Below are 14,215 nucleotides of genomic sequence, written 5' to 3'. Positions count from 1 at the left end.
TGCGACGAAAGTGGTGGGCACGCGTCGCTTTGCCCACCCTACGAACGCCCGCTATAATCTGCGGAAAAGGTCCGCCATGATTCACGTCTGTTCCCTCGCCGCCCTTCCCGAAACCGTCCGTCTCACCAAGGCCAGTCACGTGCTGACCGTAATGGCCAATGTCGAACAGGTCGCGCGGCCGGTGTCGGTGCTGCCGGCCAACCATCTCAAGGTGTCGATGGACGACATCACCGAGGAGATCGACGGTTTTGTCGCGCCGTCCGAGAGCCATATCGAGCAGGTGCTGAACTTCGTGCGCGGCTGGGACCGCGGCGCAGCGCTGGTGGTGCATTGCTATGCCGGAATCAGCCGCTCCACCGCGAGCGCCTTTGCCGCCGTCTGCGCGCTCAATCCGGATCGCGACGAGACCGAAATCGCGAAGAAGATTCGCGCGGCTTCGCCGATCGCCTCGCCGAACCGGCGCATCGTCGGCCTCGCCGACCGTGCGCTGGGGCGCAACGGCCGCATGCTGCGCGCACTCGACGAGATGGGCCCGGGCGCGATGACGGTCGAGGGCCGCCCCTTCGTGATCGAGCTCGAATGAGAAGAGAGTCGAATAGCAGCCCCAACGGGACTGCGCTCCCTCTCCCGCTTGCGGGAGAGGGATGGGGAGAGGGTATCTCCGCATCGGGACAGTCCCCCAGAGGAGAAAGCCCTCACCCGGCGCTGCGCGCCGACCTCTCCCGCAAGCGGGAGAGGTTGCAGCGAGCCCGCGGCGAGACCGGCTCAATCAACCTTCTCACAACACCGGCGATCGCCACCGCATGAGCGACAAGCTCCTGACGCCGATCGAGATCGGCCTGACTGCTGCGATCGTCGCGATCGAGGATCATGAACCGCTGATTCTCACCGCGCGCGGCAGCGACGGACTGGCCGGACTGCCGTTCGGCCCGTTCGATGCGCCGAGCCATCGCACTTTCGAGATCGGCCTGCGGGCCTGGGTCGAGCAACAGACGGGCCTGCGGCTCGGCTATGTCGAACAACTCTACACGTTTGGCGATCGCGGCCGGCATGCCGAGGCCGGCGATACCGGCGCGCACATGGTGTCGATCGGCTATCTCGCACTGACGCGCGCCGTCGGCGGTGAACTCGCAGCCACGAGTGCGAGCTTCGCGCCGTGGTATCGCTTCCTGCCCTGGGAAGACTGGCGCGAGGAGCCGCCGGCGATCATCGCGCGCGACATCATCCCGGCACTGACAACATGGGCCGAAGAGGAGACGCCGGAGACGACGCGGGCGCTGCCGCGCCGGGATCGCGTACGGTTCTATTTCGGTCTCGACGGCGCGCCCTGGGACGAGGAGCGTGTGCTCGACCGCTACGAGCTCCTGTACGAGGCCGGACTGATCGAGGAGGCACGGCGCGACGGCCGCCCCGCGGCATTAGCGCGCAAGACGCTTCCCGCGCTCGGCACATCCATGCGCTTCGACCACCGCCGGATTCTTGCGACAGCGATCGCGCGGCTACGCGCAAAACTGAAGTATCGTCCTGTGGTCTTTGAACTTTTGCCCGCCGAATTCACACTCACCGAATTGCAGCACACGGTGGAGGCGATCTCCGGCCGCCACCTGCACAAACAAAATTTCCGCCGCCTGGTCGAAATGGAAGCCCTGGTCGAACCGACCGGAGTGATGTCGACACAGACGGGTGGACGTCCGGCGGCGCTCTACCGCTTCCGTCGCGACGTGCTCCAGGAGCGGCCCGCGCCGGGCTTGCGCGTTCGCTCCCGGCGCTAACCCGAGAAATGCGTGATCGGCCCCTGCCCGCCGATTGCCTGGAGGCTTTATGTCAGACGGCCCGTTCGACGTCTTCGCGCTGATCATTGCGATCATCGCTTTCATAATCGCGATCAAGGCCTCCAGCCAGGCGGCCGGGCTGCGACGACGGCTGAGCTCGCTCGAAGAGATGTTTTATGCGCAGCGGCAAGTGCAGCCGCCGCCACTGATGCCCGCGCCGCCGATGCGGGCCGAAGCGCCCGCAGCAACTTCCGAAGCGCCGCCGCCGCTTGCGCCCGACGCCGAGGCGCTGCCCCCTCCCGTCACGGAGGATGTTTCACCGCCCCCACTCGAGGCGAGCACCGAAGCCGATGCGCCGCCGCCGCTGCCTGCACCCGCGCCCGGCTTCGAGGAACGGCTCGGCACGCGCTGGGTGGTGTGGATCGGCGGCCTCGCGCTTGCGCTCGGCGGCTTCTTCATGGTGCGCTATTCGATCGAGGCCGGCCTGGTCGGCCCCGGCGTGCGCGTGTTCCTTGGCGGCGTGTTCGCGCTGGCGCTGCTTGGCGCCGGCGAGTGGTCGCGGCGCAAGGAGAGCATCTCCAACATCGCCGCGCTGCCGATCGCCAACATTCCCGCGATCCTCACCGCGGCCGGCACGGCGGTGGCATTTGCGACCATCTACGCGGCTTACGTGCTCTATGGCTTCCTGGTGCCCGCGACCGCCTTCGTGCTGCTCGGCCTCGTCGCGCTCGGCACCCTGGCGGCGGCGCTCTTGCACGGGCCCGCGCTCGCAGGCCTCGGCGTGGTCGGCGCGTTCGTGACGCCGATCCTCGTCACCAGCGGCAAGCCGGACTATTGGGCTCTCTACATCTATCTCGCCATCGTCACCGCCGCGAGCTTCGGCCTCGCGCGCATCCGGCTGTGGCGCTGGCTTGCAGTCACGACAATCGCCTTCGCCGTGCTCTGGATCTTCCCGGGTCTCGACACCAGCGACTTGCAGGTCGCGCCGCACGCTTTCCATGTGATCGCAGGCTTTGTCCTCGCGGCCCTGCTCGTCGTCTGCGGCTTCATGTTCGGCCCGACGATCGAGGACGGAGAGATCGAGCCGGTCTCGTCGAACTCGCTCGGCGCCTATCTGTTCGGCGCGATGCTGATCGTGCTGTCGAGCGCGCATGCGGATCTGGCGCTGATCGCCTTCACGCTGCTCGTCGGCGCGACGCTGCTCGTCGCCTGGCGCGCGCCGGCGGCTACGGGCGCGCTGGGCGCGGCCGCCGCGACCGTCTTTATCGTATTCGCCGAATGGGCGGTTCGCGCTAATCCCGACATGCTGGTGCTGCCGGGCGGCCCCCTGGCCGGCATCGCACCGACAGCGACCGACAGCGCGGTGACGCTGCATCTCGTGATGGCGGCGGTCTTCGCCGCCGGCTTCGGCATCGCGGGCTTCCTCGCGCAGGGACGCTCGAACTCGGCGATCATTCCGGTGGTGTGGTCGGCCGCGGCTGTCGCGACGCCGATCGCTATCCTGGTCGCGCTCTACGCACGCATCGCGCATCTCGACCGCTCGATCCCGTTCGCCATCCTCGCAGTGCTGCTCGCGGCCGCCTTTGGCGCAGCCACCGAAGCGCTAGCGCGCCGCGAGACCCGGCCGGGCGGCAAGATCTCCACGGCCTTGTTTGCGACCGGCACGCTCGGTGCGCTGGCGCTGGCGCTGACGTTTGCGCTGGAGAAGGGCTGGCTCACGATCGCACTGGCGCTGATGTCGCTCGGCACCGCCTGGATCTCGATGCAGCGGCCTATCCCGTTCCTGCGCTGGCTGGCCGCGATCTTCGCTGGGCTGGTCACCGCACGCATCGGCTATGATCCGCGCATTGTCGGCGACGCCGTCGGGACCACGCCGATCTTCAACTGGCTGTTGTGGGGCTACGGCTTGCCGGCGGCATCGTTCTGGGCAGCGAGCCTGTTCCTGCGCCGCCGCGGCGACGACGCCCCGCTGCGCATGGTCGAGAGCGCCGCGATCCTGTTCACCACGCTGCTCGCCTTCATGGAGATCCGCCATTTTGCGACCGGCGGCAACATGACGGACGCACCGTCGCTGCTCGAATGCGCGCTGCAAGTCTGCGTCACGCTCGCCATGGCGATCGGGCTGGAGCGCCTGCGACTGCGCAGCCGCAGTATCGTGCACAATGTCGGCGCGGTCGTGCTCACGGCGATCGGCGGGCTCGTCAGCGTGTTCGGCCTGTTGATCCTCGAGAACCCGCTGCTGTGGCGCACCGATGTCGGCGGCGCCGTGTTCAACCTGCTCATGCTCGGCTACGCGCTGCCGGCGGTGCTGATGCTGCTGCTCTCCTATGCCGTGGCTGGCCAACGCGGCAAGGCCTACGCCAACACGATCGCGGGCGGCGCGCTGCTGTTCGCGCTTGCCTATGTCACGCTGGAGATCCGCCGCTTCTATCACGGCCCGATCCTCTCCACCGGGGCGACGACGGGCGCCGAGCAATACACCTATTCGATCGGCTGGCTCGGCTTCGGCGTGGTGCTGCTTGGCGTCGGCATTCTCGTCAACTCGGAGCGGGCGCGGCTGGCCTCGGCCGCCGTAATCGCGCTGACGATCCTGAAGGCCTTCGTCATCGACATGTCGACGCTGACGGGCGTCTACCGCGCGTTGTCGTTCATGTGCCTCGGCATCGTGCTGGTCGCGATCGGCTGGCTCTACCAGCGCATCCTGTTCCGGCGGCAGGTCGCACCGCCGCCGGCTCCGCAGACAAGCATTTGAGGATCAGGCCGCGCGGACCGATTCCAGGAACTGCGCGACTTCGACCTTGAGCCGCGTGCTGTCGGTCGCCAGCGATTTCGCCGCCGACAGCACCTCGTTCGAGGCCTCGCCGGTCTCGATCGCACCGCGCTGCACGTCGGTGATGTTCGACGAGACCTCCTGCGTGCCGACCGAAGCCTGCTGCACATTACGCGAGATTTCCTGCGTGGCCGCGCCCTGCTGCTCGACGGCGGCAGCGATGGCCGCGGCCACCTCGGACAGCCGCTCGATGGTGCCGCCGATCTCCTGGATGGCACTGACCGATTCCTGCGTCGCCGCCTGGATGCCGGAGACCTGCGCCCCGATCTCACCGGTTGCTTTCGCGGTCTGCTCGGCCAGCGCCTTGACTTCGGAGGCCACGACCGCGAAGCCGCGGCCAGCCTCGCCGGCACGCGCGGCCTCGATGGTCGCGTTCAGCGCCAGCAAATTGGTCTGGCCCGCGATGGTGTTGATGAGCTCGACGACGTCCCCGATACGGGACGCCGCCTGCGACAGCGCGTTGACGCGGTCGTTGGTCCGCGTCGCCTGTTCGACGGCTTCCGCTGCCATCCGTGCCGAATCCTGCACGCGACGGCTGATCTCGGTGATGGAGGACGACAGCTCCTCCGAAGCGGATGCCACCGCCTGTACGTTGGTGGAGGCTTCCTCGGACGCGGCTGCGACGACGGTCGCCAGCTCCTGTCCGCGCTGCGCGGTGTTGGTCAGTGTCGACGCGGAGGCCTCGAGCTCGGTCGAGGCGGAGGACACGGTGCCGACGACCTCGCCGATCATGGCTTCGAATTTGCGGGTGATGGCGTCGACGCGGCGGCCGCGCTCGATCTTGGCTTCGGCGTCGTGCGCGGCGGCCTCGTCGGCGGCCTTCTTGGCGATCAGCGCCTCCTTGAAGATCTGGAGCGCATCCGCCATCGAGCCGATCTCGGTCCGCTCGCCGCGATGCGGCACATCGGCCGAGAGATCGCCTTCGCCGAGCGACTGCATCGGGCGGATGATTGAAGCGATGCCACGGGAAACGTCGCGCACGAGATAATAGGCGGCGCCGATCGCGATCACGACCGAGAGCACGATGATGCCGACCAGCACGCGGAAGATCATGGCATAACTGTCGGCCGCCTGCTTCGTCTCCAGCTCGGCGCCCCGGTTGTTGAGCTCGATGCCCTTTTGGAGCAGCGGATCTGCAGCCTGGGCCATCTTCGCCACCTTGGTCTGCAACAACTCGTTGGCATCAGTCGGGAAATGGCCAACGCCCTTGCGCGACAGCGCCATCACGTCCTGCACGCCGATCAAATATTCGGCCCACGCCTTGGCCCACTGCCCGTAGAGCGAGCGCTCCTCCGCGGTGGTGATCAGCGGCTCGTAGACCTTGCGGGTCTGGTCGATGCGTGCCTGCAGCGAGGCGAGGCGCTTCTCGGCGGCGTCCTTGCCCTCAATGGTGTCCTGCATCAGATGCAGGCGGAGCGCGACGCGCAGCTCGTTGATGTCGGCACGAAGCGAGCCGAGCGCGCGCACGCCGGGCAGCCAGCTCTCCGCGATCTCGACCGTATGGGAATTGATGTTCTGCATGGTGCCGATCGCCGTCACGCCGACACCGGCGAGCGAAAGAACCAGGACCGACAGCACGGCCAAAAGCTTGAAGACGATCGACAATTTCGACATCACGACAAATCCCGATGATACCTAGCAACGCGCAGATCACCCGCCGTAATCGCCACGACGGTGGCGAGACGGAGGTCAGTTCAACAATGCTGGCTGGTTCTTATCCCGTGAGATTGCTCCCATAGTTGCAAACACCCGTTAACAGGAGCCTACGTAAAACTACGGGATGGGCCTAACCGTCACTATTTCTCCTGCAACTGTCTGTTGCAGCTGCAACGGCGCCTCATGCTGCGACGCGCAGCGCTACGCTTGCTCGCAGCATTCAACCTAAGTGGCCGCCGTCATGCAGCCCGCACCGACTCCAGGAAGCGCGCGACCTCGCTCTTCAGCCGGTTGCTCTCCTGCGACAGCGATTGCGCGGCCGAATGCACCTGCGCCGAGGCAGCCCCGGTTTCGCCTGCGCCGCGCTGGACGTCGCCGATATTCGCCGAGACTTCGGAGGTGCCGTGCGCGGCGTGCTGAATGTTGCGGGAGATCTCCTGCGTGGCGGCGCCCTGCTCCTCGACCGCGGCGGCGATGGCCGACGAGATTTCCGACATCCGCGCGATGGTGTCGCCGATCTCCTTGATCGCACCGACTGAGTCTTGCGTCGCGGTCTGGATCGCACCGATGTGCTGGCTGATTTCGCCGGTGGCTTTCGCAGTCTGCTCGGCGAGCGCCTTCACCTCGGTTGCGACCACGGCAAAGCCCTTGCCGGCTTCGCCCGCCCGTGCCGCCTCGATCGTCGCGTTGAGCGCCAGCAGATTGGTCTGGCTGGCGATGGTGTTGATCAGCTCGACCACGTCGCCAATGCGGGAGGCGGCCTTGGTCAGCTCGGCGACGCGCCCATTGGTGCGCTGGGCCTGCTCGACGGCGACGTCGGCGACACGCGCCGATTCCTGCACCTGACGGCTGATCTCGGAGATCGAGGAGGTCATTTCCTCGCTCGCGGAAGACACCGACTGTACGTTGGCGGAAGCCTCTTCGGAGGCCGCCGCCACGACGGTGGCAAGCCCGTTGCCGCGCTCGGCGGCCTGCGTCAGCGTGTTCGAGGATGCCTCGAGCTCGGTTGCCGCCGACGACACGGTCTCGATGATCTCGCCGACCGCGCCCTCGAAATTGTCGGCGAGCTCCTGCATGTCGGCCTTGCGCTGCTGGCGACCGCGCACATCGGCTGCGACCTGCTCAGTGCGCAGCCGCTCGGCCTCCGCCATGTTGGTCCTGAACACCTCGACGGCACCAGCCATCTCACCGATCTCGTCCCTGCGCCCGATGCCGGGAACGGAAGTCGAAAGCTCGCCGCGCGCAAGCCGCGTCATCGCACCGACCATGCCGGCAAGCGCTTTCGAGATCGAGCGTCCCAGGAGGAAGCCGACCGCGGCGAGCACCACAACGGTGACGCCGAAGGCGACGGCCATCCACAGGCGTACGGAATCGCGGGTCGCAGCTTCCGCCGCCTCGGCCTGCTTATACAGGTCTTCGACTGTGTTGCGCACCTCGATCATACCCGGTTCTAACCCACGGAACGTCTTCATCATGCTGGCGTCGAGTGCCGCGGTTTGCTGCGCCGTCTCCGCCCAGGACGCGAACTCGGACTGATATTTCTGCAGCTCGGCCGTGACCTCGTTCATCGCCTCCGTAGGGATTGCGACGAGCTCTATCGCCTTGGAGAATTCGGCTGCAGCCTTCTTCATCTCGACAATGTATTTTGGGTCGCGCCGCAGCATGAAGTCCTTCTCGTGCCGGCGCATCATCAGCATCCAGCTCGTGGTCCGCGGATCGTCGATCTCCTTGAGCTTGGCCTCGATGTCGTGCACCGCGGCGCGGAGCGAGCCGGACAGGCCCAGGGTCTCGTTCAGGCCGAGCCGGGTCTCGGCGCCGACCAGCGCATTGAAGTCCGACGCATAGCGCTTGAAGCCGCCCTGCGCTTCCTTCATCCTCTCTGAGAGCGTACTCATGCCGCCGGCCGTCATCAGCCGCTCGACCTCGTCGAAATCGCGGTTGATCGGGCCTATCAGCTCGGCATGCGCCTTGGCGTAGCTCTCGTTTCGGCGCTGCTGAAAGTTCTTCTCGTTGCGCCGCGCCTCCAGCATCTCGATCGAGAGCTGCTTGTTCAGATCGGCGATCGCACGAGCACGGTTGGCGACGGCCCGGGAGGCGTCCTGGGAGAGGCTGCCGATCTGGTAGATTGCGCCGAAGGCGGCGAGACCGACCAGGCCGAAGAGTCCGATGGCCATGACCTTATGAGTGAGACGGATGGAAAGGCCGCTCATGAGTGTGCTCCAATACGTCGATACGCAATACAAGGAGGGCGACTCAGCGCCCGGAATATTGCGGGGATCATGACCGCATCGGTTTTCCGCAAGGTTAACCCTGCGCGGTCTTCGTCACGGCGCCGCAATGTGCCCCCGCGCAAACGCCGCGCTTGTACGCGCGGCGGTTGCAGTTCTCTCAGGACATGCCCCGTCAAGCTGCGCGGACGGTATCGAGGAACTTGCCGACCTCGAGCTTGAGCCGGTTGCTGTCGCCGGACAATGACTGTGCGGCTGCCAGCACCTGCGACGATGCCGAACCGGTCTCGCTCGCGCCGCGCTGCACGTCGGTGATGTTGGACGAGACTTGATGGGTGCCTTCCGCCGCCTGCTGCACGTTGCGGGAAATCTCCTGCGTCGCCGCGCCCTGCTCCTCGACGGCCGCCGCGATGGCCGAGGAAATCTCCGACAGCTTTTCGATGGTGTCGCTGATGTCCCTGATGGCGCCGACCGAATGCTCGGTCGCGGTCTGGATGCTGGCGATCTGCTGGCCAATCTCGCCGGTCGCCTTCGCGGTCTGCTCGGCCAGCGCCTTGACCTCGGAAGCGACCACGGCAAAGCCGCGTCCGGCCTCGCCGGCCCGTGCCGCCTCGATGGTCGCATTGAGCGCCAGCAGGTTGGTCTGGCCGGCGATGGTGTTGATCAGCTCGACCACGTCGCCGATCCGCGTCGCGGCCTTGGACAGTTCGCTGACGCGCTCGGTCGTGGTGCGCGCCTGGCCGACCGCCTCGCTTGCCACACGCGCGGATTCCTGGACTTGCCGGCTGATCTCCGTAATCGAAGACGACAGCTCTTCCGTTGCCGACGCCACCGACTGCACGTTGGTCGAGGCTTCCTCCGAGGCTGCCGCAACCACGGTCGTGAGCCGTTGCGTGCGCTCGGCGGTCGAGGTCAGCGTCGTGGCGGACGCTTCGAGCTCGGTCGAGGCCGACGACACCGTTCCGACGATCTCGCCGACGGCGCCTTCGAAACTGTCGGCAAGCTTGCGCATCTCGGCCTTGCGCTGCTCGGCCGCGATCTGGTCCTGCCGCATCTTGGCTTCCGCTTCCTCGCGCGCTGTCCGCTCGGATACGGTCTTGAATTTTTCGACCGCGCCGGCAACGCCGCCGACCTCGTCCTTACGGCCGAGGCCAGGTAGCACCACGGCGAAGTCGCCGCCGGCGAGCTTCTCCATCGCGGCAGTCAGGGCGCGCATGGGACGGGCAATGCTGAAGATCGAGAAGACGCAGGCGCCGATCAGGACGAACGCGACCACCACAGCGGCGATGAACGACGTCCGCGCAACGGACGCAGCCTCTGCTTCCGCCGCCGTGCGCGCCTCTGCACTTTTCTGCTTGGCAAAATTCGTGATCTGGTCGGCGAGTTCCGATATTTCTGCGTTGATCGGAGCCAGCACTTCCTTGCGGATGTGGTCGACCTCAGCAGTCAGCTTTGCCAATTGCGTCGCCGCTTCGCCGTCCTTCTTTGACTCAAGCGCGAGCTCCTGCTTGCGGATCGCCTCGATCTGCTGCGCGCCCTTCTGGAAACTGCCGATCAACACGGTCAGGCGGTCGATACGCTTGTGGTTCTCCGGCGATTGCGAGAGCCTTGCCATTTCACCGGAGAACTTCAGGGCCGCCGTCTGCCGGTCGTTGAAATAGCTGGTGGCCTTCTGCATCTCGGTCGGCGAGCCGGACGTCAGGATGTCGCGAATGCCGATCTGCATTCCCCGCACCGACGCCTTCGCTTCCGCGGCGTTTTGCGCGACCGCCTGCTGTCCCGATGCGCCATTGCTGAGCTTCTGGACCTCGGCGCCTCCGCTCATCTGGAGCAGGATCATCAGCGCGACGAGCGCGAGGGTCAGCGCCGAGGTGATGGCGAGCTTGGTGCCGATTCGCAGGTTCTGAATGAACATCATCGAAAAATCCCCGGGATACGCATTGTCGCCGCGACGAAGCGCGTGAATAGCGTGGGAGATTAGTCTGCGAGCTTTCCATTAACGTTAAGCGGGAGGCGACACCGCTTGGGTAGAAATACTGAATATGCCGCTCCAATTGCCGGATTATCGCAACCATTCCGCGCAATCGAAACATGCTTCGCGAATTTACGGAGGTCACGTGCGTTAACGTCGATCCCCTTGCGCGAGCGCGTCATCGCTGACGGAGCGGATTTCGCGTTCGGCTTGCATCTGGGCGCGATGCCGCCGTCAGGCGGTGCGCACGGTGCCGAGGACAGCCGCCACGATGGTCGCCCGCTCGCCCCGAAGATCAGTCGATGCGGTTGGGAAGCGGATGGCTCTCACCGACGAGACTGATACGAAACACCGGCTTCTTGTTCTCGTCGAGCAGCTCCATGCGCCACTCGGCGTTCGGCTTCAGGTTGCGCGAGATGCCGCCGAGCAAATTGGCGCAGACCTCGGTCATCTCGGTCCAGGCCGCGGCACGATCCTCGAACTCGTATGGCTGGTCGGCAGCGCCGGAATAGCGGCCCGTGCTGATACGGAAGAAATACAGCGACATCGTCGAACCCTTTTATCGGGCCGCGCCCCCCGGCCGTACGCAAATTGGGGCGCGAACAGCTACCAACGCATAAAAGCCGCCGCCCGTATGACTACGGCGCGGCGGCTTCGTGTTCGACGGCAGCTCTCAACGACAAAGTGCGCGGACTGTCCCGCGCAGCAAACTCACTGGGTCGAGCGGCGCAACTCCAGCGGGGCGTCGTTCTTGGCGGGCTCTGATTTGGCTTCCGGCTTCACCGGCTCGAGCCGGCTGCTCTCGACGCGCGGGGTCTCGACGCGCGCGGCGACTTCGGTGTTGGACGCACCGACCGAACCCGTGTGTTCCGAGTTGCGCAGCGAGCGCGGCCGCGCCGCGGCGCGCGCCATCAGCATTTGGTTGCCGCCCTGATGATGGAAGTCGCAATAGGCGAAGCCCATCCCCGACACCGAGCCGCGGAAACTGCGATCGTCGGTCTTTTCAAGGTTGAAACAGGGCTCGAACGGAATGCCCTTGATCGAGGCGCAGACGTTCTGGCCGCGGATCTGAAGCGTGTTGCCGGGCAGGCGGAGATGCTTCACCGGACCTGCGCCCGAGAACTGCACGGCGCCGGCGGCGCCGAGGTCGTCCATGATGCGGCCCGCGCCGCGGGTGCCGTCAAAACAGGTGAACGCAAACACCTTGCCGGCGACGAAGCGGCGCGCCTCGTCGGCGTTCATGCTTCCAGCAATGGCCGGCGCAAACGTCGCTACCGCCGTGACCGCCCCCAACACAATACGCGCAAGCATGCTCAACTCCGAACCACCCCCGCAGCGGGCTATGCCTTATCTCTTTACCCGCTGCTTACCATACTAACCATGGCGACATTGAAGCAGCTTGGTTGGTAAAGTCTGAACGTCGTTAGACAATTTTTACCACGATGCGACCGCGGACCTGGCCGGCGAGGATTTTCGCGCCCCACTCCGGAACTTCAGAGAGCGGAATTTCGTGAGTAATTTCAGCTAGTTTTGTCCGATCCAGATCGGACGCCAGGCGTTGCCAGGCGGCTTTCCGCGGCTCCATCGGGCACATCACGGAATCGATGCCGAGAAGGCACACCCCGCGCAAAATGAAGGGTGCGACAGAAGACGGCAGGTCCATGCCGGCAGCCAGGCCGCACGCCGCAATCGCGCCGCCGTACTTCGTCATCGACAGCAGATTCGCGAGCGTGGTCGAGCCGACACTGTCGACGCCACCAGCCCAGCGTTCCTTGCCAATGGGCTTGGCCGCCGCCGACAATTCGTTGCGGTCGATCACCTCAGTTGCGCCGATCTCCTTCAGATAGTCGGCTTCGGACGCACGGCCGGTGGACGCGATGACGTGATAGCCGAGCTTCGAGAGCACGGCGGTCGCAACCGAGCCGACGCCGCCGGCCGCGCCCGTCACCACGACCGGACCACTCTTCGGCGACAGCCCGTGCTTCTCCAGCGCCAGCACGGACAGCATCGCGGTGAAGCCGGCGGTGCCGATCGCCATGGCGTCGCGCGCCGACAGGCCCTGCGGCAAGGCGACCAGCCAGTCGCCCTTCACCCGCGCCTTCTCGGCATAGGCGCCGAGATGGGTCTCGCCCATGCCCCAGCCGGTGCAGACAACCTTGTCGCCCGCCTTCCACTGCGGATGCGAGGACCGCTCGACCGTGCCGGCGAAATCGATGCCGGCGATCATCGGGAAGCGACGCACCACCGGCGCCTTGCCGGTGAGCGCGAGGCCGTCCTTGTAGTTCAGCGTCGACCATTCCACGCGAACGGTGACGTCGCCCTCCATCAGCTCTGCTTCGTCGAACTGCGTGAGCTGCGCGGTGGTGCCCTTGTCCGCTTTGTCGATCCGGATCGCCTTGAAATTGGCCATAGCAAAACTCCCTGACTTGTTTCAGGGATGTTTAGCCGATCAGGCAGGCTGCGCAACCGCTCGGACGACAGGTTTCTCCACGATCGGAAGATTGATCAGCGCGGAGAGCACGCCAAACAGGATCGAGAGCCACCAGATCGGCGTGTAGGAACCGAACCGCTCGAATACGATGCCACCGAGCCAGACGCCGAGGAAGCCGCCGACCTGATGGCTGACGAAGGCAAAGCCATAGAGGGTGGCGAACCAGCGCGTGCCGAACATCAATGCGACCAGCGCCGAGGTCGGCGGCACCGTCGACAGCCACGTCAGGCCCGAGACCGCACCGAACGCGATCGCCGAGAACGGCGTAATCGGGAACGAGATGAAGGCAAGCGTCGCAAGCGCGCGGGTAAAATAGATGGTCGAGAGGATGTAGCGCTTGGGTAGTGAGTTCTGGAGATAGCCGACGCTCAGCGATCCCATGATGTTGAACAGGCCGATCGCCGCGATCACCCAGCCGCCGGTTTGCGTGGAGATGCCGCTATCGACCAGGAAGGCCGGCAGATGCACGGTGATGAAGGCGAGCTGGAAGCCGCAGGTGAAGAAGCCGAGCACCAGCAGCACGTAGGAGCGATGGCCGAAGGCCTCCGCGAGTGCTTTGGTGAAGGTCTGCTCGTCCGCCGGCGCCGCGGTGGCGGTGCTTGCGACCGGTGGGGTCGAGAGCGCCAGCGACAGCGGGATGATCAGCAGCATCAGGAAGCTGAACACGGTGAGCGCCTGCTGCCAGCCGAAATTGTCGATCAGCGCCACGCCGATCGGCGCGAACAGAAACTGCCCGAACGAGCCCGCCGCAGTGCCGGCGCCAAGCGCAAGGCCGCGCTTTTCCGCCGGCAGCAGCTTGGTGAACGCCGACAGCACCAAATTGAACGAGCAGCCGGCAAGGCCGAAGCCGACCATGACGCCCGCGCCGATGTTGAGCGACAGCGGCGTCGAGGAGTAGCGCATCAGGAGCAGGCCGCCGGCATAAAGCAGAGCGCCGACGCACATCACCCGGAACAGGCCGAAGCGATCGGCGACTGCGCCGGCGACGGGCTGGCCCAGTCCCCACAGCAAATTCTGAAAAGCGATGGCGAGGCCGAACACGTCGCGCCCCCAGGCGAACTCGTGACTCATCGGCTGCACGAAGAAGCCCAGCGCCGAGCGCGGGCCGAAGCCGAGCATGCCGATTGCACAACCGCAGAGAATGATGATCGCCGGCGTGCGCCAGGAGGAGGAACGCGAAACCGGACCGAGCTTGCCCGCTTGAATCGACATGGTGTTCCCCATCAGTCGGTGGCGCATCCGGAATAGGCCGCCACGAGTCAGGCG

Annotated in this window: 10 protein-coding genes; 3 read left to right on the top strand and 7 right to left on the bottom strand. The window is 65.8% G+C overall.

All coding sequences use genetic code 11. The annotated features are described in order from the left end of the window. Window positions 1-76: 76 nt before the first annotated feature. The 3 genes from ABIB06_RS02325 to ABIB06_RS02315 all read left to right on the top strand — a co-directional run bounded on the left by ABIB06_RS02325 (window position 77) and on the right by ABIB06_RS02315 (window position 4,524). The gene (locus ABIB06_RS02325; RefSeq protein WP_247440872.1) at window positions 77-583 is read left to right on the top strand and encodes a tyrosine phosphatase family protein; all 507 of its coding nucleotides are present in this window, start codon (window positions 77-79) and stop codon (window positions 581-583) included. Window positions 584-803: 220 nt separating this feature from the next. After that, window positions 804-1,772: an NUDIX hydrolase gene (locus ABIB06_RS02320; protein WP_354045878.1), complete on the top strand. Its 969-nt coding sequence runs from the start codon at window positions 804-806 to the stop codon at window positions 1,770-1,772. A 49-nt stretch (window positions 1,773-1,821) separates the two neighbouring features. After that, window positions 1,822-4,524 (top strand): DUF2339 domain-containing protein, encoded by a 2,703-nt coding sequence (locus ABIB06_RS02315; protein WP_354068483.1) that lies wholly within the window; start codon window positions 1,822-1,824, stop codon window positions 4,522-4,524. A 3-nt stretch (window positions 4,525-4,527) separates the two neighbouring features. Here ABIB06_RS02315 and ABIB06_RS02310 read toward each other — a convergent pair whose 3' ends face one another. The 7 genes from ABIB06_RS02310 to ABIB06_RS02280 all read right to left on the bottom strand — a co-directional run bounded on the left by ABIB06_RS02310 (window position 4,528) and on the right by ABIB06_RS02280 (window position 14,161). Next, entirely contained in the window at window positions 4,528-6,216 is a 1,689-nt protein-coding gene (locus ABIB06_RS02310; RefSeq protein ID WP_354045874.1) for a methyl-accepting chemotaxis protein, read from the bottom strand. Between the two features lie 281 nt (window positions 6,217-6,497). Next, window positions 6,498-8,468, bottom strand: coding sequence for a methyl-accepting chemotaxis protein (locus tag ABIB06_RS02305; protein WP_354068485.1), 1,971 nt, complete (start codon window positions 8,466-8,468; stop codon window positions 6,498-6,500). A 193-nt stretch (window positions 8,469-8,661) separates the two neighbouring features. Continuing rightward, complete coding sequence (locus ABIB06_RS02300; protein ID WP_354045871.1) at window positions 8,662-10,404, bottom strand: methyl-accepting chemotaxis protein; 1,743 nt, start codon at window positions 10,402-10,404, stop codon at window positions 8,662-8,664. Window positions 10,405-10,753: 349 nt separating this feature from the next. Further along, complete coding sequence (locus ABIB06_RS02295) at window positions 10,754-11,005, bottom strand: DUF6894 family protein (RefSeq protein WP_354045869.1); 252 nt, start codon at window positions 11,003-11,005, stop codon at window positions 10,754-10,756. Between the two features lie 164 nt (window positions 11,006-11,169). Next, complete coding sequence (locus ABIB06_RS02290) at window positions 11,170-11,769, bottom strand: hypothetical protein (protein ID WP_354045867.1); 600 nt, start codon at window positions 11,767-11,769, stop codon at window positions 11,170-11,172. A 112-nt stretch (window positions 11,770-11,881) separates the two neighbouring features. After that, window positions 11,882-12,868: an acrylyl-CoA reductase (NADPH) gene (gene acuI, locus ABIB06_RS02285; protein WP_354045865.1), complete on the bottom strand. Its 987-nt coding sequence runs from the start codon at window positions 12,866-12,868 to the stop codon at window positions 11,882-11,884. 39 nt (window positions 12,869-12,907) lie between these two features. After that, complete coding sequence (locus ABIB06_RS02280; RefSeq protein ID WP_354045863.1) at window positions 12,908-14,161, bottom strand: MFS transporter; 1,254 nt, start codon at window positions 14,159-14,161, stop codon at window positions 12,908-12,910. Window positions 14,162-14,215: the final 54 nt, after the last annotated feature.

The organism is Bradyrhizobium sp. LB8.2 (assembly GCF_040548035.1).
GTDB lineage: Bacteria > Pseudomonadota > Alphaproteobacteria > Rhizobiales > Xanthobacteraceae > Bradyrhizobium.
This window is presented reverse-complemented; position numbering and strand designations above follow the sequence as displayed.